Genomic DNA, 24,689 nt, shown 5'->3' with positions numbered 1-24,689 from the left:
AGCCCTTCGCCGCCTGTCAATGCCGTCACCCGGATCTGACTACGCCTGGCCCCACGGCATCCGCTGATCGGCCCAACCCGGCCCCCGCGTTCCGGGGCGGGGTGACAGGAAGGTTCCCATCCTCGCGTCCGCCGATCCCCGGCCCGCGCGACCCGCCGGCCCGGCCGATCGATGACAGGAAGGTTCCCATCCTGCGGTTTTCCGGCCCGGGGTGACAGGAAAGTTCCCATGCTCGCAGCCGGAACCCGGGCCGCCGGGGCGTTGTCGCGGCCGCGCGGGTCAAGTCGTCGGGCGGCGGTATTCGGCGCGGCCGAACGCCGCGCCGCGGTGTCGAAACCGGACAAGAACGGCGATCCGCATTGACCTCCGCAGCGTCTCCGACGACGGTGAACCGGCCCGGCTTGACAAGGTTGTCCAGTGAGGAGACGGCGATGCCCCGAAGCATCCCCAGGAGATCCGCGCTGCGTTTGTTCGGTGGCGCGGCCGTTGCCGGCGGGCTGTTGGCCGCGTCGCCGGCGGTGGCGTCGGGGGCACCGGCCCGGCGGGACTGGAAGCCGGTCGCCGAGGCCGTCCGCCGCGAATTCCTGTGGGCGTGGCAGCACTACGTCGAGCGGGCCATGGGCGCCGATCACATCAAGCCGATCTCCGGCGGCCGGGAGGACTTCTTCGTCGAGGGCCACTCCATCGGGCTGAGCCTCGTCGAGGCGATCGACACGTTGTGGCTGATGGAAGCCGACTCCGAAGTCGAGCGCGCCGTGCAGTGGATCAAGGAGAACCTGAGCTTTGACGTCGATGCGCCGTTCCAGGTGTTCGAGACCAACATCCGGATGGTCGGCGGGCTCGCCGCCGCGTACCACTGCACCGGTGAGCAGCGGCTGCTGGAGCTGGCCGTCGACGTGGCGGACCGGCTGCTCCCGGCCTTCACCGAATCCCCGACCGGCCTGCCCTACCGCTACGTGAACCTGGCGACCGGCGCGGTCAGCCGGCCGGAGACCAACATCGTCGAGGTCGGCACCTACGTCGCCGAGTTCGGGATCCTCTCGGAGTGGACCGGCGACCGGCGCTACTTCGACCTCGCCAAGCAGGCCATGCGGGTCGTCTACGACAAGCGGACCGAACTCGGCCTGCTGCCGCACGACATCCACGCCGAAACCGGCGAGTGGCGGAACCGCCAGGCCACCGTCGGCCCGCCGGGAGACTCCTACTACGAGTACCTCTGGGACGGCTACGCGCTGTTCGGCGACGAAGAACTCCGCCAGTGGTACGACGCGCTCATCGACGCGATCCTCGCCCACCAGGCCGAACGCCACCAGAACATGCTGTGGTTCCCGCAGGTCGACGCGTTCACCGGGGAAGTCCTCAGCCGCGAGCAGAGCGTGCTCGCCTCGTTCTACGCCGGCCTGCTCGGCGAATCCGGCCGCGTTGCCGAGGGGCGCGCCTACCACGACGCGTTCAACACGGTGCAGGACGAGTTCGGGGTGATCCCGACCTCTGTGGACTACTCGACGATGTCGGCGAGCGACCGGAGCAACGCGTTGCGCCCCGAGTTCGCCGACTCGGCTCTCATGCTCTGGCTGGAAACCGGCGACGAGGTCTTCCGCGAACGCGCGAACGTCCACTTCGATCACATGGTGAAGACGTCGAAGACGAAGTACGGCTTCGCCGCTCTCGCCGACGTCACGGCGAAGCCGCCGTCGCAAGAGGACACCTGCCCGGGCTACTGGTGGTCCGAGCAGATGAAGTACTACTGGCTGCTCTTCTCCGGCACCCCGCGCTTCGACTACCGGAACAACTACCTGAGCACCGAAGCGAACGTCCTCCGCGGAGCCCGCCGCTGACGCAGGGATGACAGGAAAGTTCCCATGCTCTCAGCCGGACGCCGGCAGGAGTGGAGCATGGGAACCTTCCTGTCACCGGTCCCCGCCGCGGGCTGCTGGCTACGCTGGGCGCATGGCTGATCATGTGCAGGTCGTGACCACCACGGACTCCGAGCAGGCGGCCGCCGAGCTGGCCCGCGGCGTCGTCGAGGCGCGGCTGGGGGCTTGCGTTCAGGTCGTGCCGATCCGCAGCTTCTACGTGTGGGAGGGCGCCGCCCAGGACGACGCCGAGTGGCAGCTGCAGATCAAGACCTCGACCGGGCGGCTCCCGGAACTCGTCGACCACCTCATGGCCAACCACGGCTACGACGTGCCGGAGATCATCGCCACCCCGATCGTCGGCGGCAACCCCGCCTACCTGGCCTGGGTCGACGACCAGACCCACCCGTAGCGGACCGGCATCGGTGTGATCGGCGACACCCGGCACACTCGCAGGGAGTGCCGTTGGAGCGGAAGTGGGTTTGACGTGCCGCGTACGTATGCCGGGTGGTTCCGGGCGGTTGCGATCGCCGAGGCGTTCTCGTGGGTCGGTCTGCTGGTGGCGATGGCGTTCAAGTACGGCTTTCAGCAGCCGCTGGGCGTGACGGTCATGGGCTGGGTCCACGGGCTGGTCTTCACCGCCTACGTGGTGACCTGCCTCGTCGTGTTCAGCCCGCTGCGGTGGCGGTTCGGGGTGCTGGTGCTGGCGCTGGTGGCGTCGATCCCGCCGCTGGCGTCGGTGTGGTTCGAGCGCTGGGCGAACCGGCGCGGGCTGCTGACCGAATCGGACTCCGACGTGCCGACGTTCTGGGGCCGCGTTCGCTACGCGCTGCGCGAGCTGAACTGACTCAGAAGTCCCCTGCGGCGTGCCGCACCTTGCCGAGCAGCTCGGTGAGCTGCTGGGTCTGCCGCTCGGTGATGCCGCGCAGGCCGAAGTCGATCTCCGTGACCGACTCGGTCGCCTTCTTCATCAGGTCCAGGCCGTCCTCGGTGATCTCCACCAGGGTCGTGCGCCGGTCCGTGGGGTGCGGCACCCGCCGGACCAGGCCGTCCTGCTCCAGCCGGTCGACGATGTTGGTGACGCTGGTCGGGTGCAGTTGCAGCCGGTCGCCCATGACGCGCATCGGGAGGCTGCCGCGCCGCGAGAAGCTCAGCAGCACCAGCGCCTCGTACCGGGCGAACGTCAGGTTGTGCGATCGCAGCGCACCGTCGACTGCGGATTGCAGGATCTGCTGGACCCGCATCACGCTTGTCACCGCGGCCATCGTCGTCGACGGGCCTACCCGGTCGGCCCAGATCTCGGCCGCGCGAGCGATTGGGTCGAAGGGCAGTGGACTACGGGTGCTCATGGTGTTCGACGCTAGCAGCGGTTACCGATGAGTTGGTGGCTGTGGTGCGGGTAGGGCGAAATCAGGAGGACCGGGCCGCTGCCGAGCATGATCGTGGTGACCGGCGGACCACGCCGCCGGTCCGGAATGGAGGAGCAGACGTGCTAGTTGCGTTCAGCGTGGCCCCGAGCGGGGCCGGGGACAGCGACAGTGTCAGCCAGGCGGTCGCCGCCGCGGTGAAGGTGGTGCGGGAGTCCGGGCTGCCGCACGAGACGACCTCGATGTTCACCACGATCGAGGGCGAGTGGGACGAGGTGATGGACGTCGTGAAGCGGGCCACCGAGGCGGCCTCGGCGAACGCGCCGCGCACCAGCCTCGTGCTCAAGGCGGACATCCGGCCGGGGCACACCGACCAGCTGCATTCGAAGGTGCGGCGGGTCGAGGAGCACCTGCGCGGGGAGTAGACGCAGCAAAAGACCGGGGGCGGCTCGCAGCCGCCCCCGGTTCCGCGCTTGATTGCGTCAGCCCTTCGGGTGGTCCACGACCGGCGCGTTGACGCAGGTGTTGGCCTGCGGCGACAGGATCGGGACCACGGCGCCGATGACGGCAACGTTGTTGCCGCACAGCTGCACCGGGACGGCGCTGACGTTGTTGTCGTTGACCGCGTTGATGCCGTCGTTGTCGGCGCTGTCCGCGAACGCGGCGGTGCCGAGGGTCAGGACACCGAGGGCGGCGGCACCGGCGACGCCGGCAACACGGGTAGCAATACGCACTGTTTCGTACCTCTCGTTGAACTACTGACTGAAGGTCCCCCAAACGGAGGCCCCGCAGACCCGTGAGAAAACAACCGTCACTCGCGGGCTCGGTTTCCACTTCGGTGTTCAAAGCCGCCAAGCCTTAGGGGTGAACCCGCTTCGCCACCTGTTCGAGCGACGTTTCCTCACTACTTCGGTTTGATCTCGGGCGTCGTCGGCGTGTCGGTTCTGGACGTGCGGCTTCGCGGGCCGCGGAAGATCTGCCGCCCAGCGACCACGCGACCGGCGGGACATGTCAGGATGGAGGCGTGACGAGGCCGGATCCACGCCAGCAAGCAGCAGCGATGTCCGCCGCGATGGCGGGCGCAGTCGACCTGTCGGCCCTGAAGAACCGGGCCGACGCCACCGCCCGGGCCGCCCAGGCGCCCGCCAACGGCGACAGCCCGGCGGCGCCCGCGGGCGCCGCGGTCATCGATGTCACCGAGGCCACCTTCCAGGCCGAGGTCGTCGAGCGGTCGCTGCAGGTGCCCGTGGTCGTCGACCTGTGGGCGACGTGGTGCGGACCGTGCAAGCAGCTGTCGCCGGTGCTGGAGCGGCTTGCGCAGGAGAGCAACGGCGCCTGGGTCCTGGCCAAGGTGGACGTCGACGCGAACCCGCGCATCGCGCAGCTCTTCCAGGTGCAGTCGGTGCCCACGGTGATCGCCATCGCCGGCGGTCAGCCCGTGGACGCCTTCTCCGGCGCCCAGCCGGAACCGCAGATCCGGCAGTGGATCGACTCGCTGCTGAACGCCCTGCGCGACCAGCTGCCCGGCATCCGCGCGGCCGAGGAGGGCGTCGAGCCCGTCGCCGAGGAGCCCGAGGACCCGCGGTTCACCGCCGCCGAGGACGCGCTGGAAAGCGGTGACTACGCCGCCGCCGAGGCCGCCTACCAGAAGATCCTCGACAGCGAGCCGAACAACGAGCAGGCCAAGGCCGCGCTGGCGCAGGTCCGCTTCACCGCCCGCGCCGAACAGGCCGACCCGGCCGCGATCGAGCGGGCCGACGCGGCCCCCGACGACATCGACGCGCAGCTCGCCGCCGCGGACGCGGAGGTCGCCGTCGGCCGGGTGGCGGAGGGCTTCGACCGGCTGATCCGCGCGATCAAGCGCACCTCCGGCGACGACCGGGACCGGATCCGCCGGCACCTGATCGAGATGTTCGAGGTCTTCCCCGAGGGCGACGACCGGGTCGCCGCGGCCCGCCGGGCGCTGGCCAGCGCCCTGTTCTGAGCAGGGTTTCCCGGGCGCCGATTTCACGCGAAATCGGCGCCCGGTCTTTCGCGTCCTAGTCGAGCAGCCTGTCCCGCAAGGCGGTCACATCCGCGTCGGGAAGACCGCCGGAACGCAGGTATGCCGCCATGTCCCGCGAGGTCGCGGCCTCGCGGATGAGGTCGCCCGCCGTCGTGCCGTGCTCGGCGATGAGCTCTTCGATCTTCGGTGTGTCGTCGCCCAGGCCCACCCTGGCGCACTGCTCGGCGCGGCGGACGTGGCTGAGGGCGTAGTCATCGGCGATATCCGCTGGGTCGGCGCCGACCAGGGCGAGCAGCACGAGCACGATCAGGCCGGTGCGGTCTCGCCCGCCGCCGCAATGCACCAGCACGCCGCCCGGTTCTGCGCGCGCGATCGCTCCGCACACCTCCGCGGTGCGCCGCGGGAACCGGTCCAGGAATGCCCGGTAGTACAGCGGCGTGCAGGAGATTCCGCCGCCCCACCGGTCCCAGAAGTCGGTGTCGGAGTGGTCGTCCAGCGGTAGGTGCACCGTCGTCAGCTCGGGCGGGCGCGGTGCTGCGTCCGGCCCCTGCTCGTCGTCTCCGGTCAGGTCGATGATCGTGCGGATGCCGTGCTGCTGGAGCCCAGACCACCCCGCCACGGTGAGGGCCGCCGGGCCTTCCGAGCGAACCACCGCTCCCCAGCGGATTGTCCGGCCCTCGTCGGCGCGGAGGCCGCCGAGATCCCGCGCGTTCAGGAAGCCTTCCCAGTCGAGAACTCGTTCCGTCATACCCGTGGGACGTGCGTGGCCGGTTCGGGTTGTGCGCAAAGAAAAAGCGGTGTCGCCCCGATCCGGGACGACACCGCCGGTTCCGTCAGCTCACGCGCCGTACTTGGTGCTGCACGGGGCGAATCCTTCCTGGACGCCGACCCGGAAGGCCTCCACCCGGGCGAACCCGACGGGCACCTGATCGCCGTTGACGTTCGCCGCGATCAGGCTGTCCTCGCCGAGCAGCGCGGACACGCCCTCATCGATGTCGTCCGGCGCGATCCGCAGGCTGCCGACGGGGTTGCGCTGCCCGAACGGGTCCTCGACCAGCAGCCCGCTCCACGAACCGACCATGCAGGCGGTGCGCAGGCCGGCGGCCTCGTCGTCCAGCGGCAGCCCCGTGGCCTTCTGCACCGACAGCGCATACCTGGACGCGACCTGGGCGTATGCGGCGAAGTCGCCGTAGCCGGTGGAATCCGCGTTCTTGCTCGGCGGTTGGCCGATCTTCTGCAACGCCGCCATGTCCAGCGAGATCGTGTTCGTGCTGGGGCAGTACGACGCCGGTGATGTGGCCTCCTGGCTGCCGCACGGCTTCAGCCCCGCGACGATCTTGGGCGGCTCGGCGCCGGTGTCGCGGAACACCGTGCGCAGGCTCTTCTCCACCGCGTCGAGGCTTTGCTGGTCCACGGGGAGGTTGGCGTTCTCCTTCTGGATGGGCTTCCACGCCTGGAAGAGCGTCGTGCGCCGCTGGACGTCGTTGAAGTCCATCTTGGCGCAGCGCTGCGGGCCCTCGCTGAACCCGAACTGGAACGCCGTGACCCGGTCGAACGCGGAGCCGTGCGCGTTGCCGTCGCGGAAGTCGGAATCGCCCGGCGAGTCGCGGATGAAGTTCAGCACGCCCATGACCTCGTTGAGGCCCTGCCCGGTGGAAACCTGGAAGTACTTCGAGGAACCCTCGGCGACGTGCCGGAAGTACGCGCCGGTGAAGCAGTCCGCCTGCTGCTCCAGCACGATCACCTGGTCGTTCGAGGTGGCCGTGCTCGCGCGGTGCTGCACGGCGTGCCCGATCTCGTGCGCGAGCACCGTCACCACGGCCATCGGCCCGAAGCTGTTGTTCAGCTCGGGGAGCAGGGTGCCCCGGTCCCACGCGATGGAGTCCTCCGGCGGGCAGTAGAAGGCGTTGACCACTCCCGCCGTGTTCTGCCCGCACAGCTGGAGCCCGGGACCGCCCGAGTCGTAGGACACCAGCCGCTTGACCGGCTCGAAGCGCTTGCCGGGGAAGGCCTTCGGGAACGTCTCGCTCCAGTACTCGTCGATGTCGGCGACCGCGTCGCGCGCGAGCTTGTCCATCGCGCCGTTGTCGGTGCCCTCGACCGGCAGGGACGAACTCGGCGCACCTTCCTTGGGACCGCTAGGGCCGTTGGTGGCGGGCAGGCCGGCGACCTCGGTGGTCGAGTAGCCGCCGAGCGTCGTGGGGGTGCCGCTGATCGGCCGCGAGCACCCGCCGATCAGGGCCGCGCACGCGAGCACGGAGACCGCGGTGCCGAGGATCCGCTTTCGCCGTCGGCTTCTTGTCGATACCGGTACCACTGACGCGCCCCATCCTGCTGGCCGAAGTCCTCCTGCGCCGGGCCGGCGGCAGTGCCACCCGGTGCCGGAGCAGCCTATCGGTTACCTGATCGACCTCACGTGCGATCTCGCCGGATCGCGGAGGGGCGGGGTGACAGGAAGGTTCCCATGCTCACGCCCGGTCGTCGGCGGTGACAGGAAGGTTCCCATGCTCTCGGGCTGCAGATGGGGTCTGGCGGGAGCGGATGACGGTGACGGCGAGGATCAGGGCGGTCGCGACGAAGGCCGCGCCGACGAGGAACGCCAAGCGGTAGCCGCCGGTGATCGCCTCCGCAGGCTGCTCGCCGGTGGCCTGCAGCGCATTCGTGTGCGCCGTCGCCAGCGTGCTCAGGATTGCCAGGCCGAAGGCGCTGCCGACCTGCTGCATCGTGTTGAACATGCCCGACGCCACCCCGGAATCCTCGGGCGTGGCCGCCGACATGGCGAGGGTCGCCAGCGACGGCATCGCCAGGGCGAATCCGGTGCCGAGCAGGATCAGCGCGGGCAGCACGTCCGCCAGGTACACCCCATCGGCCGGGACGCGGCCGAGCAGTCCGAGACCCGCGACGATCAGCGCGAGCCCAGGGATCAGCACGGTGCGCGGGCCGAAGCGGCCGATCAGCTTGGGGGCACCGCCGAGGGAGAGGACGCCGATCGTCAGCGAGATGGGGAAGAGCCCGAGGCCCGTGTGGACCCCGTCGAAGCCGAGGATGCGTTGCAGGTAGAGCACGCTGAGGAACTGGAACGAGAACATCCCGGCCACCAACAGCGCCTGGATGCTCAAAGTGCCCCGAACATTGCGCGGGCGGAACACGCGCAGCGGCAGCAGCGGTTCGGCGGCGATCGCTTGCCGTGCGACGAACGCCACCAGCAGCGCGACGGCTCCCGCTCCGCAGCCGAGGGTGTGCGCGGAGGCCCAGCCGCGGTCCGCGGCTGCGATGATCGCGTAGACGCCGAGCATCAGCGCCGAGGTGATCAGCAGCGCGCCCAGCACGTCGACTGCGGCGCGGCCGCCGGTTTCGGGCGCGAGGACCCGTCCTGCCAGCAGCGTGGCCGCGATTCCGATCGGCACGTTGACGATGAAGATCCAGTGCCAGCCCACGGCCTGCGTCAGCACGCCACCGGCGAGGAGCCCGATCGACCCGCCTGCGGACTGGACGAAGCTGTAGACGCCGATGGCCTTCGCCCGTTCGCGGGGCCCGGGGAACAGGGTCACGACCATGCCGAGGGTGACCGCCGAGGTCACCGCTCCGCCGGCGCCCTGGACGAAGCGCGCGACGAGCAGCGTCGCCGGGTCCTGGGCCAGGCCGCAGAGCAGGGAGGCGGCGGTGAACAGCGCAAGTCCCGCCACGAACACGCGCTTCTTGCCGAGCAGGTCGCCGAACCGGCCGGCGAGCAGCAGCAGGCCGCCGAAGGGCACCAGGTAGGCGTTGACCACCCAGGTCAGTCCGGACGGCGAGAACCCGAGGTCTTCCTGGACGGCCGGGAGCGCCACGTTCACGATGGTCCCGTCGAGGATGACCATCAGCTGCCCGGCGCACAGCACCGCCAGCGCGAACCAGCGCGACGCCGCGAGGTGTCGAAACATGGGCAGAACTCCAAAGGTGCACGACTTGTTACCGGAGTCATCTTCTGTAACCATTGCGGCGGGCGGAAGGAGGCACTTTCTTGTCACGGAGTCACACGGATGTGTCCGACCGGCTCAACCACGAGGCGTGCCCGATCAACGAGGTGCTGGATCACGTCGCGGGCAAGTGGAGCATCGGGATCCTGGTCGCCGCAGCGGACGGCCCGGTCCGGTTCACCGAGCTGGAGCGCAGCATCCAGGGCATCAGCCGGCGGATGCTCACGCTGAACCTGCGGAAGCTGGAGCGCGACGGCCTGCTCGTGCGGACCGTCCATCCGACGGTGCCGCCGAAGGTCGAGTACGAGCTCACGCCGATGGCGCGCGAGCTGCACGAGACGCTGGCCGGCTTGGTGGGTTGGGCCGAGCGCCACCGGCCCGCGATCATCCGGGCGCGCGCCGACTACGACGCCCGGTCCTGATCAGCAGGCCGTCGCGCCGCCGAGCGCGCCGGTTCGGAAGGCTTCGAGCCGGGCGAATCCGGTCAGGGAGTTCGTGCCCTGCGCGTCGCGGGCGACGTCGTCGGATTCGAGCACGATCGCGACGGCCTCGTCGAGGTCGCCTTGCGACAGCCCCGGCTGCGTGACGGTGTATGCGCCGGTGAGGCACATGATCTGCGTGCTCGCGGCGGGTCCGGTGGTGGGGCGGCCGAGTTCGGTCAGCGCGGCTAGCGAGAAGCGCGAGGCGAGCAGCGTCGTGGCTGCTTGGTCGCCGATCCTGCGGTGCGGTTCGGTGATCGCCGCGCGATCGATGACGATCGCGGGCGGCTGCGCGCAGAACGTGGCGGGGCCGGTCGCTGCGGGACATGCGGGCGTCGAGCGGACGTCCGGCGCGGTCCAGCGCCCGCCGCGCTGGGCGACGAGATCGCCGAAGTAGCCGGAAATCCGGTCGGCGCGCAGTGCTTCGTCCAGCGGTCTGTTCGCATCGTCCGGGTCCGGCGAGGCCAGCGACGTTCCCATCACGTCGGCGCAGCGTCGCGCGCCGTCGCGGAAACCGCTCTGGAACGCCGAAACGCGGTCGAAGGCGGTGCCGTGCGCCGCGGTGCTGCTCGTGCTCGCCGGGTCGCGGAAGACGACGATCGCGCGCATCGCCCGGTCCAGCTGCTCCGGGTCGATGCGCAAGTGCTCGGCGTAGCCGTCGACGACCCAGCGGATGAACGAACCCGAGTAGCAGTCGGCCATCGCTTCGAGGCGCACCGAGGCGTCGTCGACATCCATCCCGGCGCGCTGCTGCACCGCGTGGCCGATCTCGTGCGCGAGAACCACCACGACAGATGCGTCGCCGTAGTGCTCCCGCAGCACCGGAAGCAGCGCTGCGCGGTCCCAGGCGATCGCATCGACGGTGGCGCAGTAGTACGCGTTGCCTTCGACGTCCTTCACATCGGTCGCGCACGGTGGCGGGGCGCCGGTGCCGTTGGTGTCGACCGAGAAGAACCCGCCGTCCAGGTCCCGCCAGGGCTTGCCGAACACCGCCGGGTACTGCGCGGCCCAGAAGCGCTGCACGTCGGTGACCGCTGTGGCCGCGAGCCGGTCGGCGTCGCCGTGGTCGGTGCCGTGCACGAACGCCGGATCGACCGTGTGATCGGCCACACGGGCCGGTTCGGGCGGTGCAGCAGTGCAACCGCCGGCGATCACCAAGATCACCAGCGCTACCAGTCCAATCCCGCGCACGACGCCAAGCTTCCCATCGGTCGCGGTCGTGGGCTGCGCTGGCACGTCCGCGGACGGGCCGCGGCGTGCCGAGATATGGTCCGCTGCTGTGAGAGCAGTCCACCGCTTCACCGTGCGAGCCCACCTGCCCGAGCAGCTGAGCGCGCTCGGCACGCTGGCGACCAACCTCCGCTGGGCCTGGCACCCGCCGACCCAGGACCTGTTCGCCGCGGTCGATCCGCAGGTGTGGTCCGCGGTGGGGGCGGACCCGCTGCGGCTGCTCGCGGAGGTGCCGGCCGAGCGGCTGCGGCAGCTGGCCGGCGACCAGGACTTCCTGGCGCGCACCCGGGCCGTCGACGACGACCTGCGCCGATACCTCGCGGTGCCGCGCTGGTACCAGCAGCGGCAGGACGAGGACGCCGGGCTGCCCACCTCGATCGCCTACTTCTCGATGGAGTTCGGCCTCACCGAGGCCCTGCCGAACTACTCCGGCGGCCTCGGGGTGCTGGCGGGCGACCACCTGAAGTCGGCCTCCGACCTCGGCGTGCCGATGATCGGTGTCGGGCTGCTGTACCGGTCCGGGTACTTCCGGCAGTCGCTGTCGGCGGAGGGCTGGCAGGTCGAGCACTACCCGGTGCTGGATCCGCGCGGCCTGCCACTGGAGATGCTGACCGAGCCGTCCGGGAAGCCGGTCCAGGTACGGGTCGCGATGCCCGCCGGGCGCACCCTGCACGCGCGGATCTGGAAGGCGCAGGTCGGCCGGGTGCCGCTGCTGCTGCTGGACAGCGACCTGCCGGAGAACGAAGACGACCTGCGCAAGACCACCGACCGGCTCTACGGCGGCGACGCGGCGCACCGGATCCGCCAGGAGATCCTGGCCGGCATCGGCGGCATGCGCGCGGTCCGCGCCTACTGCGAGCTGACCGGACACCCGCAGCCCGAGGTGTTCCACACCAACGAGGGTCACGCCGGGTTCCTGGGCCTGGAGCGGGCCCGCGAGCTGCAGGAGGACCCGGGGCTGCAGTTCGACCAGGCGGTGGCCGCGGTGCGGGCCGGGACGGTGTTCACCACCCACACCCCGGTCCCGGCCGGGATCGACCGCTTCCCGGTGGATCTGGTCCGGCACTACTTCGGCGACGGCTCGGCGCAGGCCCTGCTGCCCGGTGTGCCCACGGATCGGGTGCTCGCGCTGGGCGCCGAGGACAACCCGGGCATGTTCAACATGGCCCACATGGGGCTGCGGCTCGCGCAGCGCGCCAACGGCGTCTCCGAGCTGCACGGCGAGGTCATCCGCAAGATGTTCCGCAACCTGTGGCCGGGCTTCGGCGTCGCGGAGGTGCCGATCCGGTCGGTCACCAACGGGGTGCACGGCCCGACCTGGTCGGCGCGGGAACTCGGCAAGCTGATCGGTGAGTCCGAAATGGACAGCGGCGCCGGGTTGCGCGGCATCGAGCCGGTCAGCGACTCGCTGCTGTGGGAACTGCGCTGCTCGCTGCGCCAGCGGCTGGTCGACGAGGTGCGCAGGCGGCTGCGCGCCGCGTGGCTGCGGCGCGGCGCCTCGGACCTGGAACTCGGGTGGTGCGACACGGTTTTCGACCCGGACGTGCTCACCATCGGCTTCGCCCGCCGGGTGCCGACCTACAAGCGGGCCACGCTGATGCTGCGCGACACCGAGCGGCTGCGGGAGCTGCTGCTCGACGCGGAACGCCCGGTGCAGATCGTGGTCGCGGGGAAGTCGCACCCGGCGGACGAGGGCGGGAAGGCGATGATCCAGCGGATCGTGCGCTTCGCCGACCAGGCCGACGTGCGGCACCGCATCGTGTTCCTGCCGGACTACGACATGTCGCTGGCCAAGTACCTGGTGTCGGGTTGCGACGTGTGGCTGAACAACCCCGTGCGGCCGCTGGAGGCGTGCGGCACCTCGGGGATGAAGGCGGCGCTCAACGGCGGCCTGAACCTGTCGGTGCGGGACGGCTGGTGGGACGAGATGTTCGACGGCCACAACGGCTGGGCGATCCCGAACGCCGACGGCGTCAGCGACCCGAACCGGCGCGACGACCTGGAGTCCGCCGCCCTGTACGAGCTGATCTCCGACCACGTGGCCCCGATGTTCTACGAGCGCAACACCGACGGGGTGCCGGGCAAGTGGATGTCGATGGTGCGCCACACCCTGGCGACGCTGGGCCCGCGCGTGCAGGCGTCCCGGATGATCCGCGAGTACGTCGACAACCACTACACCCCGGCCGCCCGTTCGGTGCGGGCCGTGTCGGCGGACGACTACCGCGGGGCGCGGGAGATCGCGGACTACCGCGCCCGGCTGCAGGCGGCCTGGACCTGGGTACGGATCAGCGACACCGAGATGTCCGTCGACGACGGCGGCACGCCGCTGCTCGGCGGGCAGGTCACGGTGCGGGCACGGGTCGACCTGGCCGGGCTCGATCCGTCCGATGTAGACGTCGAGGTGGTCGTGGGGCGCGTGGACGACTCCGACGTGCTGCACGACTTCGTCACCGCGTCGATGCGCCCGGCGGACGGCGGCCGCTACGAGGCGTCGGTGACCCTGCCGCACGCCGGCCCTGCGGGCTACACCGTTCGGGTCCTGCCCCGGCACCCGCTGCTGTCCGGCCCGGCCGAGCTGGGCAAGGTCGTCCTGGCCGGCTGACCCGTGAGCGTTCCGGGCGCCATAGCACCCCAAAACGCTCACAGGTCGGCTCAGGTCACGCTTCTGCCCGGACCGGCATCGGGGTTTCGTCTACGCTGACGCTCGGCGCGTGCTGAGACCGGTGCTGCAGGTAGCCGGCCCACGCCGCGGCCAGCAGGCCCGCCGCGCCGATCGCGGCGCCCACCCAGGCCACCGAGGCGAAGCCGAACCCGGCGCTGATGGCCATGCCGCCCAGCATCGGTGCGAGCGTGTTGCCGATGTTGAACGCCGAGGTGTTGACGGCCCCCACGAGCGTCGGAGCCCCGGGTGCGAGGGTGAACGCCCGCGACTGCAGGGCCGGGTTGGTGACGAACCCGCCGACGCCCAGGACGAAGACGAGGATGGTGGTGGTGATCGCGTTGCCCGCCGTGACGGCGAGGAGCGCGGAGGCGATCACCAGGGTGCCGAGGCCGACGAGGAGCGTGCCGACCGGGCGCGCCTGCGCGGTGCGCCCGCCGATCGTCATGCCGATCAGGCCGCCCAGCCCGAACAGCGCCAGCTCGGCGGGAACCCACGCCTCGGGCAGCCCGGTCACGTCGGTCAGCACCGGGGCGAGGTAGCTGAAGGTCACGATGACCGCGCCGAAGGCGAAGGTCGTGATCGCGTACGACAGCCACAGCTGGGGCCGGGCCATCGCGCGCAGTTCGGCTGCGGCGCTGCTGGGCTGCTCGGGCGAGGCCGCGTCGTGGATGGTGAACAGCGAGCACACCAGGCTCACCGCCGTGAGGACGGCGACGGCCCAGAACACCGCTCGCCAGCCGGCGAGCTGGCTGAGCACGGTGCCCGCCGGAACCCCGAAGATGGTGGCGAGGGTCAGGCCGCCCGCGACGATCGCGACGGCCCGGCTCCTGGCGCCGGGCGGCACGAGGCTGACGGCGGCGGCCACCGCGACGGCCCAGAACCCCGCGTAGGACAGGGCGCTCACGATGCGGGTGGCCATCAGCACCCCGTAGCCGGGAGCCAGCGCGCCGACGATGTGCGCGGTGATGAAGACGCCTTGCAGCGCCACCAGTGCTTTCCGGCGCGGCCAGCGGATGGTGGCGATGGCCAGCAGCGGGGCGCCGACGACCATGCCGATGGCGAACGCGGAGATCAGCAGGCCCGCGTCCGGGATGGACACGCCGAGATCTGCGGCCATGCCGGGCAGCAGCCCCGAGAGCATGAACTCCGAGGTTCCCTGGGTGAAGATGCCCAGGCCGAGGATGTAGACGGCAAGGGGCATGGACGGTCCTCCCACGAGTCGGTGATCACTGCCGGCCGACGTTAGCAATGTTTTGAAGCGGTCGATTCAAAATGTGACCGAGGTTTCGTTGCGATCGCTTCAAAACTGCTACGGTGGGGGCATGGCCCGGCCGAGGAAGTTCGACGACGCCCGCGTCCTCGACGCCGCGATGGACACGTTCTGGCGCAACGGGTACGAGGCGACGTCGACCCGGGACCTGAGCGACCGCACTGAACTGGGGCCGTCGAGCCTCTACAACGCGTTCGGCGACAAGCACCAGCTGTACCTGAAGTCGTTGCGCAAGTACTACGAGACCGCCACCGCGGAACAGGCCGCGGTGCTGCAGTGTCCTGGGCCGGTCAAGGACAGGGTGCGGGAACTGCTGGCCGACGCGATCGACGCCGACCTCTCCGGCACCGACCGGCCGGGCTGCTTCGCGATCAACGCGGCCATCGAGCGCGCGAGCTCGGACCCGGACGTCCGCGCCGAGGTGCGGCGGAACTTCGCGGCGGTCGAGGAAGCGCTGCGCGAAACCCTCGAGAGAGGACAGCGCTCCGGCGAGATCGACCCGACGCGCGACGCGGAAACCCTGGCGCGCCAAGTGCTCAGCACGTACTACGGGCTGCGCGTCCTGGCCCGGGTTCAAGACGACCGCCAAGTGCTGATGAGCATCGTGGAGAACCTGCTGGACGGGCTCTGACCGCCAGCACGCCGCCTGCCCGGGCTGTGGCACATGATGGCCGCGTAGATGATCAACGGCGGATCGAGCCTCCGCGGGCGGGTGACGAGCGGGCGACCTTGACCGGCGTCCTCCAGTTCCAGCGCGAAACCCTGGCCATGAAGTGCGCGGGGCTGACCGCGGAGCAGCTCAGGGAGCGCGCGGTCGCGCCCTCGGGGCTCTCGTTGCTCGGGCTGGTCCGGCACCTGGCCGAGGTCGAGCGCAGCTGGTTCCGGAACGCGTTCCGCGGCGAGAACGGCAAAGCCCCTGGACTCCGCCGGGGTCCGACGAGTTCGCCGATTTCGACGTGGACGCCGCCGATCCCGGCGAAGCGTTCGCGATCTGGCGTCGGGAGTGCGCGCGATCCCGGGAGATCGTGTCCGCCGCCGAATCCCTCGATGCCACTTGTGAATACCGCGGCGAGGTCATCTCGCTCCGCTACGTCCTGGCGCACCTGATCGAGGAATACGCGCGGCACAACGGGCACGCCGATCTGCTGCGCGAACGCATCGACGGAACCACCGGCGAATAGCGGTTCCGGTTCGTTCGTAACCAGCCGGTCGGCTGCGGGAGTACTGTTCGAATTGTGTCCCGCAACGCGGAATCCACCAGAGCCCGGATCTTCGGGGCGGCGGTCACCGAATTCGCCGCCCACGGCATCGCCGGTGCCCGCGTCGACCAGATCGCCAAGCGGGCGCGGGCGAACAAGCAACTGATCTACGCCTACTTCGGCAACAAGGATGCGCTGTTCTCGGCGGTGCTGGAACGAACGATGGACGCACTGGCCGCCCAAGTCCCGATCGAGGGCGACGACCTGCCCGACTACGTCGACCGGCTCGCCGCCTACCACCTCGCGAACCCCCACGTGCTGCGCCTGCTGCTGTGGGAATCCCTGGAGCGCGGCGATTCCGGCGTCGTCACCGGCTCCGAACGCTGGGCGCACTACCGCGAGAAGGTGGCCAGCGTCCGCCGTGCCCAGGAAAGCGGAACGGCCACCGGCGAATTCGATGCGGGAATGCTCGGATTGCTCTCGATCGGCATGGTCGGCTGGCCGCTGGCCGTGCCGCAGCTGCGCCGCATGATGCTCGGCGACGCGGAGCCTGCGGGTCTCCGGGCGGCGGCCCGCAAAGCCGTCGAGCGCCTCGCCGAACCGCGCTGATCCGGCGGGCTTCAGGCGCCGGCGCGGAAGGTGCGGCGGTAGGCCAGCGGAGCGACGCCGATCGCGGTGTGCAGGTGCTGGCGCAGCGACGCGGCCGTGGCGAAACCGACCTGGGCGGCGATCTCCTCGATCGGCAGATCGGTGGATTCGAGCAGGTGGCGGGCCCTGGCGACGCGCTGCTGGATGAGCCACCGGCCGGGGCTGAGCCCCACCTCGTTGCGGAACCGGCGGGCGAACGTGCGACCGCTCATCCGGGCGTGCTCGGCGAGATCGGCCAGCGTCAGCGGCAGGTGGAGGTTCGCGGCCGCCCAATCCCGGGTCGGCGCGGTGCCCAGCTCGGACGGTTCGGGGACCGGCTGCTCGATGTACTGCGCCTGGCCGCCATCCCGCCACGGCGGCACGACGCACCTCCGCGCCACCTGGTTGGCCACCTCGCTGCCGTGGTCGAAGCGCACGATGTGCAGGCACACGTCGACCCCGGAGGCCGCGCCCGCGGATGTCAGCACGTCGCCGTCGTCGACGAAGAGCACGTCCGGGTCGAGGAGCACGTTCGGGAACATCCGCCGGAACGGCTCGACCAGGCACCAGTGCGTGGTCGCCGGACGGCCGTCGAGCAGTCCGGCCGCGGCCAGCACGAACGCGCCGGTGCAGATCGACACGATTCGGGTGCCGGGGCGGACGAGCGCCAGCGCATCGGCCACCGGCCGCGGCAGCTCGGCGGTCACCTCGGTGAGGTCGTACGGCGGGATCACGACGGTGTCGGCGGTGCTCAGCACCTCCGGGCCGTGCTCGACCGAGATCGTGAAGTCGGCGTCGCTGCGCACCGGGCCGCCGTCGGCGGTGCAGGTCAGCACCTCGTACCGGCGGCCGGCGCTGCCGAAGATCCGCTTGGGGATGCCCAGCTCGAACGGGTACACGCCGTCGAGCGCCAGGACCACGACCCGATGCATGGCACGATCCTATCGAATGTTGGCAATCAAGCCATTTCGTCGGTCTTGGCCGGGAGGCAGGCTGGAAGGCATGAGTGAAGCCAGCAAGATGCGCGCCATCAGCCAGGACGTCCTCGGCGGACCCGAGGTGCTCCAGGAGGTGCGGCTCGACCGACCGGTTCCGGGCCCGGGCGAGGTGCTGATCCGGGTGCGCGCTGCCGGGCTCAACCCGACCGACTGGAAGCACCGGGCGTACAAGGTGTTCCTCGGCGAACCGCCGCTCGTCCTCGGCTGGGACGTCTCCGGCGTCGTCGAGGCCGTCGGCGTCGGCGTCACGCTGCACAAGCCGGGCGACGAGGTCTTCGGGATGCTGCCCTACCCGCACGGCGTCGGCTCCCACGCCGAGTACGTGACCGGCCCGGCCCGCGCCTTCGTCCTCAAGCCGTCCAATGTGGACCACGTGCAGGCGGGAGCCATCCCGCTCGCCGCGCTGACGGCATGGCAGGCCCTGGTGGACACGGCCCGCCTGCAGCCGGGGCAGCGCGTCCTGATCCACGCGGCCGCGGGCGGCGTCGGGCACTTCGCCGTGCAGATCGCCAAGGCGCGCGGCGCCCACGTGATCGGGACGGCCAGCGCGGGCAAGCACGAGTTCCTGCGCGGCCTCGGCGCCGACGAGCTGATCGACTACCAGAACGTCGATTTCGCGGAAGTCGTCAGCGATGTCGACGTCGTGCTGGACCCGCTCGCAGGCGACACCCGCACCCGCTCACTGCGCACGCTCCGGCGCGGCGGCCTCCTCGTGTCGATCCTGCCGTTCGGGCGGGAAGAAGACGCTGCCGAAGCGGAGCGTCGCGGCGTGCGGGTGGAGCTGATGCTGGTCGAGGCGGACCAGGAGGGCATGCGCGCCATCGCCGAACTCGTCGAGTCGGGCCGGCTGCGCCCGGAAATCGCCGGGGTGTTCCCGCTGGCGGACGCGGCCAAGGCCCACGCCCTCGGCGAAACCGGCCGCACCACAGGGAAACTGGTGCTCGCGGTGGAGTGATCCGTTCTGGAAGGGATCACGCCACCGAAAGCCGCTGGCGGGTCTCGGTGACCCGGGGCGACCACGGGGCCAGCTCCTCGGCCTTGGCCAACGCGGCGCGCGCGGCGGCGTTGTCGTGGCAGGCCATGTGCGCGCGGGCGAGCGTGGCGAGGTCGTCGGCGCGGGAGAGCGGGGAGTGGTTGTACTCGGCGCCGGTCGTGGCGAGGTGGACAGCGCGGTCCGCGTCGCCCTCGATCAGCGCGAGGAGCCCATTGGTGCCGCTCAGCTCGAACTCCGGGTAACCGAGCTGGATCGCGTCCTCGAGCGCCTTCTTGGCGGTCGGCAGCAGGGTTTCCGCGGGCAGTTGGCCGGCTTCCACCGCCTTGAACCCGAGCCCCGCCAGGCCCGCCAGCAGGTAGGGCATCTTGCGCGGCGGGATCTCGTCGCTGTTCGCCAGCAGCTTCAGCATCATCATGACCCCCGTCGCGTAATCGCCGCGCGACTCCAGCACGGAGATCTGGCACGTGACCGTTCCGTTCAGGCCCGGATACTGCGCGGCGAGTTCATCGGCGTGCTCCTGCGCGCGATCGATGTCGCCCTTGCGCAGCGCCTCGTACGCACGAGCGGCCAGCGGTGCGGACAGGAAGTCGGAGCGTTCGGGATCCTTCATGCGAGGAAGCGAGAAGAGCAACCAACCGGTCGACGTGGTCAGCGGAACCCGCATCGGCCACAACTTGTAGAGCATCAACGGCGTTGCGGCGAGCACGAAGCCGCGCCCGAACGGGCCGTCGGCGAGCAGCCAGCCCGCCACGACCGCCGCGACACCCACCAGCGCCGACAGCAAGCCGGCCAACCAGCACCGCAAGATCACCGGCGAACGCCACGGGCCGATCTGAGCCCGCAGCGTGATGGGCAAGGAACGGATCGTGAAGGTCACGTGGCCCAGCCGCCACGACGCGACTTCCCGCATCGCGCCGAAGATCACCTGCCGGACCCGCAGCCCGAAAACCACCGAACCCAAGAGCAAACCCAGCTGGGTCGCCATCGGAAGCAAGGCCACCCCGACCAGGGCGCCGAGCCAACCGATGGCCGCCCCGGCCGGCCCGCTGCCGGCGATCAGCTCCACGGCCACCACGGCGACCGCACCCGCCACGGCGGCTATGACCCAGGGGCGGAACAAAAGACTCTGAGCTCGCACAAGGACGAAAGCGTACGGGACCGGGCCGCGGCCGATACCCGCTTTCGACCAGGTGCCCAACCACCGACGGCGCCGGCATCGGGCGCAAGCATGGGAACTTTCCTGTCACCGACCGCGGGCGCGGCGCGAGGATGGGAACTTTCCTGTCAAACCAGCGCGGCGGGATTGCCCGGATCGCAGCGCGAGCATGGGAACTTTCCTGTCACGGATGGCGGGGCCTTGTCGTGAGCATGGGAACTTTCCTGTCATCAAGCATTGGGTCGGCGCGAGGATGGGAACTTTCCTGTCGACGGAGGCGCCTTCGCGCTTGGTGGGGCGTGGTGTGAGCAAGGGAACCTTCCTGTCACGGGTGGCAGGAAGGTTCCCTTGCTCGCAGTTGGTCGGAGTGTCAGACGTTGGTGGTGACCGGGAGGCCGGCCGCCTTCCAGGCCCGGAAACCGCCCGCCAGGTCCGTGGCCTTGGTCAGGCCGAGCCCCTTCGCCTGGGCGGCCGCGAGGCTGGAGGCGTAGCCCTCGTTGCACACCAGGACCACCGGGCGGTCGGGGTGCAGGCCGTCCAGCCGGTGGCCGCCGGCCGGGTCCAGCCGCCACTCCAGCACGATCCGCTCCACCGTCAGCGAGCCCGGGATCTCGCCTTCGGTGAGTCGGTCGGACTGCGGCCTGATGTCGATGATCAGGCCGCCGTCCTGCTGCAACGCGAACGCCTCCCGCGGCGAGACGCGGGTGAGCTTCGCGCGCGACTCGGCCAGCAGGTGGTCGATGCCGTACGGACCGGCTGTGGTGCTGTCCTGTCGCTGGGTCGGGATCTCGCTCATCCGAGCTCCTTCGGCTGCGGGGTGGGCGGTTGCGGCGCGTGGATCCGCTGCGGCGGGACCGGTGGCACCTCGGCCAGATCCGAGTAGTAGCGGACCGGCAGCAGAGGCGGCGAGTACGCGTGCACGCTCGCCGAGTTCACCGAGCTGACGTTGCGGACCTGGTGGGCGCGCCCGCTGCCGAAGCCGACGCCCGAGCCGACGTCGTGGTGCACAGTGCGCACCGGGCCCGCGGGATAGCGGTAGTCCTCCCGGAGCGCGCCGAACAGCACGGAGAACGAGCCGGACGCACCGCCGTGGTCGTGCGGCTCCGTGCCCTGTCCCGGCGCCCACGACAGCAGCCACAGCTCGACGCCCGCGGTCAGGCCGAGCTTGGCCCACCAGCGTTGTTGGTCGTCGACCCGGACGATGTCGAGCAGCGGTCCGGTCAGTTCGGACGTGACCAGACTGGTGAGGTCGCGCAGTTCGCGTGGGCTCCACAGCAGGTGATCGGGGCGGATCAGGTCGTGCAGCAGCGGCAGGTCGAGGCCGGGGTGCAGCTCGACCGTGCCCGGCGCGGGAACCGGTTCGGCCGGGGTGTATTCGGAAACGGGGGTGGTCGGGTTGCCGTTGGACAGGTGCTGTCGCACAGCGCTCATGCGTGTCTCCAAGTTCGTGTCTTGCAAATGAGCACGGCACGACACGCACACCCCGCTATGGGGCGTGATTCGGCGGATTGATTCGTCGGGCCGCGCGATGAGCCTGGAAGGCGGTAGCAGAACCGCTTCAGCGACAGGCGGAGGTGACGACCAGGAAGAGGTCGATCACGCGATCGCGGGTGAGAAACGAATCGGACACGCTTGCGATCGTGGCACGGCCGCGGGGATCGTGCCAGCACGATCGCGGTCGTCCCGATATCTGGGCACCCGGCGCGCGCTCGTGCGGCCGGGATCTGCCGGCCGGGCGAGCACAGGATGCGCCCGGCCGCAACTGCTGACGGAGCAGACGGAACAATGGGTCTCCGGAGGGACCTGCCGGAATCTGCGGCGGTCCGGACGGAGACGAACCGCCTGCGCGTCGCCCGCGGCGCCGCGGTCGGTCACGGCTGGGAGGTAGACGTGGACGACCTGGTCATCCGGATGGATGGCGTCGGTGTTCGGCGGGGCACGACGACGCTGGTGGCCGACGTGAACTGGTCGGTCGAGCTCGACGAGCGCTGGGTCGTGCTGGGCCCCAACGGCGCGGGCAAGACGACGCTGCTGAAGATGGCCAGCACCGAGATGCACCCGAGCGAGGGCAGCGTCGACGTGCTCGGCGAACGGCTCGGCAAGACCAACGTGTTCGACCTCCGTCCCCGCATCGGCCTGTGCTCGGCTGCGCTGGCGGCCCGCATCCCTGGTGACGAGCTGGTCCGCGACGTCGTGGTCAGCGCCGGATATTCGGTCGTCGGCCGGTGGCGCGAGGAGTACGACGCGATGGACACCGACCGGGCGGCCGAGCTGCTCGACCTGCTCGGCGTGGCGCACCTCGCCGACCGCGAGTACGCGACGTTGTCCGAAGGGGAGCGCAAACGCACCACTATCGCGCGTGCTCTGATGACCGATCCCGAGCTGCTGCTGCTCGACGAGCCGGCCGCGGGGCTGGACCTGGGCGGCCGGGAGGACCTGGTGGCGCGGCTGTCCGCGCTGGCCATGGACCCGGACGCGCCCGCATCCGTGCTGGTCACCCACCACGTCGAAGAGATCCCGCCGGGCTTCACGCACGGCCTGCTGCTGCGCGAGGGCGGCATCGTCGCGCAGGGACTGCTCGAAGACGTGCTCACCGAGGACAACCTGTCGAAGACCTTCGACCAGGACCTGGAGCTGCAGCGCAGCGGCGCCCGTTACTTCGCCCGGCGGCGCGGCTGAGTTCAGGGTGGGAGGCGCCGCTGCGGGATCGGACGACGTTCCGGGTCGAGCGCGGGCGCTGAGATCCGTGACACAGCAGTCGTGGGGCGGCGCGCGATAGCCTGCCCGGCGAGGTGGCGGTTCGACGAGGAGGTTGCTGCGTGGGCGAGTTCGTCAGGCTTGAGGTGGACGGCGCGATCGGGACGATCCGGTTGGATCGGCCGCCGATGAACGCCTTGAACCGGCAGATCGAGATCGAGCTGCGGGAAACGGCGATCGAGGCCGCCGAGCGCTCCGATGTTCGCGCCGTGATCGTCTACGGCGGCGAGAAGGTCTTCGCGGCGGGCGCGGACATCAAGGAAATGGCCGACATGTCCTACACCGACATGGCGCGCAAGGAGGAGCGCGGCCTGTCGGACGCGATGAGCCAGGTCGCCGCCATCCCGAAGCCGACCGTGGCAGCCCTCACCGGGTACGCCCTCGGTGGCGGCTTCGAGCTGGCGCTGAGCTGCGACCGGCGCATCGCCGGGGAGAACGTCAAGGTCGGCCAGCCGGAGATCCTGCTGGGCGTCATCCCCGGCGCCGGCGGCACGCAGCGGCTCGCTCGCCTGATCGGGCCCAGCAAGGCCAAGGACATCATCTACACCGGGCGTTTCGTCGACGCCCAGGAAGCGCTTTCGCTGGGCATGATCGACGAGGTCGTCGCGCGCGACGAGGTGTACGCGGCGGCGCGCCGCTGGGCCGAGCAGTTCACCGGCGGCGCGGCCCGTGCGCTGGCCGCGGCGAAGGCCGCGATCGACGGCGGGCTGGACGTCGACCTGGACACCGGGCTGAAGCTGGAGACCCACCTGTTCGCGGGCACCTTCGCCACCGAGGACCAGAAGATCGGCATGCGCTCGTTCGTCGAGAACGGGCCCGGCAAGGCCGAGTTCACCGGGAACTAGGCCCGGACGGAACGAATCGTGACAGCCCGCCCCACCAGTCCGCCCTGCGCTTCCGTTGCCGGAGCGCGGTTCCGGCGACGGCGTTGAGGAGTTCTGGTGGGGTACGGCTTCGATCTCGATGATGTTGCGTTCCTGCGCTCGGCGGCCGGACGGGATGCCGTCGCCGAGCTTTCCGGGCTCGCGCTGACCAATTCGACGCGGCTCAACGACGTCGCCGCCGCTCGCAAGCTCGTCGGCGAGCGGTTCGCGGCGGCCGCGTTGGAGACGGCCGTGCTGCGGCGCAAGGCGGAGTCCAAATTGGACGACCCCGCCGGCTGGTTGTTCACCGATCCGGCGCTGCAGCAGGCGACGGCGAGCGTGGTGGCACGGCATCGCGCGCAACGGCTGGCCGGGCGCGATGTGCACGACGTGACTTGCTCCATCGGGGCGGATCTGGCCGCGTTGGCCGCCGTCGCTCGCCGCTGCGTGGGCTCCGACCTCGATCGAGTCCGGTTGGCCATGGCCCAGCACAACCTCGCGGTTTCCGGGCGGTCGGTGGCGCTTGTGGAAGCCGACGCACTGCGCCCGGTGACCCGCGGCACGGCCGTGGTCGCGGACCCGGCGCGCCGGGACGACGCCGGTCGGCGTCGCTGGAACCCAGCGGATCTCGTCCCACCGCTGGACGACCTGCTCGACGTCTATGCCGGCCGCGATCTCGTGGTGAAGTGCGCCCCTGGGCTGGATTTCGCGGCGGTCCCGGACGCAGCCGAGGCCGAGGTGGTGTCGCTGGCCGGGCAGGTTCGGGAGGCCGCGCTGTGGTTCGGCGGGCTGGCGGATCCGCAGGTTCGGCGCCGGGCGACGGTGCTGCGGCCGGACGGCACCGGGTGGGCGATCACCGACGCGGAGCCGGACGACTGCCCCGCGGTCGAGGTCCGGCAGTGGATCGTGGACCCGGACGGCGCCGTGGTGCGCGCCGGGCTCGTCCGGCACTACGCCGCGCGGCACGGGCTCGCCCAGCTCGACCCGCACATCGCCTACCTGACCGGCGACGAGCCTCCCCCGGGCGTCCGCGCCTTCCGGGTCTTCGAGCACTGCCGTTACAACGAGAAGTCGCTGCGCGCCCTGCTGCGCAGACACGAAGTGGGCAGGCTGGAGATCCTGGTCCGCGGTGTCGACGTGGATCCGGATGCGCTGCGCCGCCGCCTCAAGCTCAAGGGCTCGCAGGAAGCCACCGTGGTGCTGACCAGGGTCGGCGACACCGCGATGGCGTACCTGTGCCACGCCGAGCGCACCTGAGTGCGCTAGG

24 protein-coding genes and 1 pseudogene are annotated in these 24,689 nt (G+C 70.6%); 14 read left to right on the top strand and 11 right to left on the bottom strand.

The features are described 5' to 3' along the window. The first annotated feature begins 431 nt into the window (after positions 1–431). From AC07FN_RS32965 to AC07FN_RS32955, 3 genes are all read left to right on the top strand, one after another. Complete coding sequence (locus AC07FN_RS32965) at positions 432–1,838, top strand: glycoside hydrolase family 47 protein (protein WP_478399136.1); 1,407 nt, start codon at positions 432–434, stop codon at positions 1,836–1,838. A gap of 112 nt (positions 1,839–1,950) precedes the next feature. Then, the gene (gene cutA / locus AC07FN_RS32960) at positions 1,951–2,268 is read left to right on the top strand and encodes a divalent-cation tolerance protein CutA (protein WP_478399135.1); all 318 of its coding nucleotides are present in this window, start codon (positions 1,951–1,953) and stop codon (positions 2,266–2,268) included. Positions 2,269–2,343: 75 nt separating this feature from the next. Continuing rightward, positions 2,344–2,703 carry a DUF3817 domain-containing protein gene (locus AC07FN_RS32955; protein WP_478399134.1) on the top strand — a complete coding sequence of 120 codons (360 nt, stop codon included), beginning with the start codon at positions 2,344–2,346 and terminating at the stop codon, positions 2,701–2,703. A gap of 1 nt (position 2,704) precedes the next feature. Here AC07FN_RS32955 and AC07FN_RS32950 read toward each other — a convergent pair whose 3' ends face one another. Further along, positions 2,705–3,205 (bottom strand): MarR family winged helix-turn-helix transcriptional regulator, encoded by a 501-nt coding sequence (locus AC07FN_RS32950; RefSeq protein ID WP_478399133.1) that lies wholly within the window; start codon positions 3,203–3,205, stop codon positions 2,705–2,707. A gap of 140 nt (positions 3,206–3,345) precedes the next feature. On the opposite strand from AC07FN_RS32950, the gene AC07FN_RS32945 reads away from it, so the two are divergent. Beyond that, a complete protein-coding gene (locus AC07FN_RS32945; RefSeq protein ID WP_478399132.1) occupies positions 3,346–3,648 on the top strand; it encodes an MTH1187 family thiamine-binding protein in 303 nt (100 codons plus the stop codon). Between the two features lie 57 nt (positions 3,649–3,705). Here AC07FN_RS32945 and AC07FN_RS32940 read toward each other — a convergent pair whose 3' ends face one another. Then, complete coding sequence (locus AC07FN_RS32940) at positions 3,706–3,957, bottom strand: hypothetical protein (protein WP_478399131.1); 252 nt, start codon at positions 3,955–3,957, stop codon at positions 3,706–3,708. Between the two features lie 326 nt (positions 3,958–4,283). Here AC07FN_RS32940 and trxA point away from each other — a divergent pair, with 326 nt between their 5' ends. Next, a complete protein-coding gene (gene trxA / locus AC07FN_RS32935; protein WP_478399146.1) occupies positions 4,284–5,207 on the top strand; it encodes a thioredoxin in 924 nt (307 codons plus the stop codon). Positions 5,208–5,262: 55 nt separating this feature from the next. Here trxA and AC07FN_RS32930 read toward each other — a convergent pair whose 3' ends face one another. The 3 genes from AC07FN_RS32930 to AC07FN_RS32920 form a co-directional block, all read right to left on the bottom strand. Further along, complete coding sequence (locus AC07FN_RS32930) at positions 5,263–5,976, bottom strand: tyrosine-protein phosphatase (RefSeq protein ID WP_478399130.1); 714 nt, start codon at positions 5,974–5,976, stop codon at positions 5,263–5,265. A gap of 90 nt (positions 5,977–6,066) precedes the next feature. After that, entirely contained in the window at positions 6,067–7,485 is a 1,419-nt protein-coding gene (locus AC07FN_RS32925) for a neutral zinc metallopeptidase (RefSeq protein WP_358582681.1), read from the bottom strand. Between the two features lie 211 nt (positions 7,486–7,696). Continuing rightward, positions 7,697–9,151: an MFS transporter gene (locus AC07FN_RS32920; RefSeq protein WP_478399129.1), complete on the bottom strand. Its 1,455-nt coding sequence runs from the start codon at positions 9,149–9,151 to the stop codon at positions 7,697–7,699. Positions 9,152–9,231: 80 nt separating this feature from the next. On the opposite strand from AC07FN_RS32920, the gene AC07FN_RS32915 reads away from it, so the two are divergent. Further along, on the top strand, positions 9,232–9,609 hold the full coding sequence (locus AC07FN_RS32915) for a winged helix-turn-helix transcriptional regulator (protein WP_478399128.1): 378 nt from the start codon (positions 9,232–9,234) through the stop codon (positions 9,607–9,609). Here the strand turns inward: AC07FN_RS32915 and AC07FN_RS32910 are convergent, their stop codons facing one another. Further along, positions 9,610–10,857, bottom strand: coding sequence for a neutral zinc metallopeptidase (locus AC07FN_RS32910; RefSeq protein WP_478399127.1), 1,248 nt, complete (start codon positions 10,855–10,857; stop codon positions 9,610–9,612). Between the two features lie 88 nt (positions 10,858–10,945). Here AC07FN_RS32910 and glgP point away from each other — a divergent pair, with 88 nt between their 5' ends. Further along, complete coding sequence (gene glgP, locus AC07FN_RS32905) at positions 10,946–13,498, top strand: alpha-glucan family phosphorylase (RefSeq protein WP_478399126.1); 2,553 nt, start codon at positions 10,946–10,948, stop codon at positions 13,496–13,498. A 55-nt stretch (positions 13,499–13,553) separates the two neighbouring features. Here glgP and AC07FN_RS32900 read toward each other — a convergent pair whose 3' ends face one another. Next, positions 13,554–14,759, bottom strand: coding sequence for a Cmx/CmrA family chloramphenicol efflux MFS transporter (locus AC07FN_RS32900; protein WP_478399125.1), 1,206 nt, complete (start codon positions 14,757–14,759; stop codon positions 13,554–13,556). 121 nt (positions 14,760–14,880) lie between these two features. Between AC07FN_RS32900 and AC07FN_RS32895 the strand changes: the two genes are divergently transcribed. The 3 genes and pseudogenes from AC07FN_RS32895 (at position 14,881) to AC07FN_RS32885 (ending at position 16,636) form a co-directional block, all read left to right on the top strand. Next, a complete protein-coding gene (locus tag AC07FN_RS32895) occupies positions 14,881–15,459 on the top strand; it encodes a TetR/AcrR family transcriptional regulator (protein WP_478399124.1) in 579 nt (192 codons plus the stop codon). A 26-nt stretch (positions 15,460–15,485) separates the two neighbouring features. Continuing rightward, positions 15,486–16,009 (top strand): annotated as a pseudogene (locus AC07FN_RS32890) (DinB family protein). A 54-nt stretch (positions 16,010–16,063) separates the two neighbouring features. Further along, positions 16,064–16,636 carry a TetR/AcrR family transcriptional regulator gene (locus AC07FN_RS32885; protein ID WP_478399123.1) on the top strand — a complete coding sequence of 191 codons (573 nt, stop codon included), beginning with the start codon at positions 16,064–16,066 and terminating at the stop codon, positions 16,634–16,636. Between the two features lie 11 nt (positions 16,637–16,647). Here AC07FN_RS32885 and AC07FN_RS32880 read toward each other — a convergent pair whose 3' ends face one another. Then, positions 16,648–17,586, bottom strand: coding sequence for a GlxA family transcriptional regulator (locus AC07FN_RS32880; RefSeq protein ID WP_478399122.1), 939 nt, complete (start codon positions 17,584–17,586; stop codon positions 16,648–16,650). A gap of 88 nt (positions 17,587–17,674) precedes the next feature. Between AC07FN_RS32880 and AC07FN_RS32875 the strand changes: the two genes are divergently transcribed. Further along, positions 17,675–18,607: an NADP-dependent oxidoreductase gene (locus tag AC07FN_RS32875; RefSeq protein ID WP_478399145.1), complete on the top strand. Its 933-nt coding sequence runs from the start codon at positions 17,675–17,677 to the stop codon at positions 18,605–18,607. 16 nt (positions 18,608–18,623) lie between these two features. Here AC07FN_RS32875 and AC07FN_RS32870 read toward each other — a convergent pair whose 3' ends face one another. From AC07FN_RS32870 to AC07FN_RS32860, 3 genes are all read right to left on the bottom strand, one after another. Continuing rightward, a complete protein-coding gene (locus AC07FN_RS32870; protein ID WP_478399121.1) occupies positions 18,624–19,739 on the bottom strand; it encodes a hypothetical protein in 1,116 nt (371 codons plus the stop codon). A gap of 433 nt (positions 19,740–20,172) precedes the next feature. After that, on the bottom strand, positions 20,173–20,598 hold the full coding sequence (locus AC07FN_RS32865; RefSeq protein ID WP_478399120.1) for a rhodanese-like domain-containing protein: 426 nt from the start codon (positions 20,596–20,598) through the stop codon (positions 20,173–20,175). Beyond that, a complete protein-coding gene (locus AC07FN_RS32860; RefSeq protein ID WP_478399119.1) occupies positions 20,595–21,233 on the bottom strand; it encodes a cysteine dioxygenase in 639 nt (212 codons plus the stop codon). The genes AC07FN_RS32865 and AC07FN_RS32860 overlap by 4 nt, the downstream gene beginning before the upstream one ends. Before the next feature lie 480 nt (positions 21,234–21,713). Here AC07FN_RS32860 and AC07FN_RS32855 point away from each other — a divergent pair, with 480 nt between their 5' ends. From AC07FN_RS32855 to AC07FN_RS32845, 3 genes are all read left to right on the top strand, one after another. Then, on the top strand, positions 21,714–22,481 hold the full coding sequence (locus tag AC07FN_RS32855) for an ABC transporter ATP-binding protein (protein ID WP_358575790.1): 768 nt from the start codon (positions 21,714–21,716) through the stop codon (positions 22,479–22,481). A 140-nt stretch (positions 22,482–22,621) separates the two neighbouring features. Continuing rightward, positions 22,622–23,404 (top strand): enoyl-CoA hydratase/isomerase family protein, encoded by a 783-nt coding sequence (locus tag AC07FN_RS32850; protein ID WP_452617608.1) that lies wholly within the window; start codon positions 22,622–22,624, stop codon positions 23,402–23,404. A 96-nt stretch (positions 23,405–23,500) separates the two neighbouring features. Then, positions 23,501–24,679 (top strand): THUMP-like domain-containing protein, encoded by a 1,179-nt coding sequence (locus AC07FN_RS32845; RefSeq protein ID WP_478399118.1) that lies wholly within the window; start codon positions 23,501–23,503, stop codon positions 24,677–24,679. The last annotated feature ends 10 nt before the right edge of the window (positions 24,680–24,689 follow it).

The organism is Saccharopolyspora sp. NPDC045941 (genome assembly GCF_056431445.1).
The sequence above is the reverse complement of the archived record's forward strand: the minus strand, read 5'-3'. Positions and strand labels throughout refer to the sequence as shown.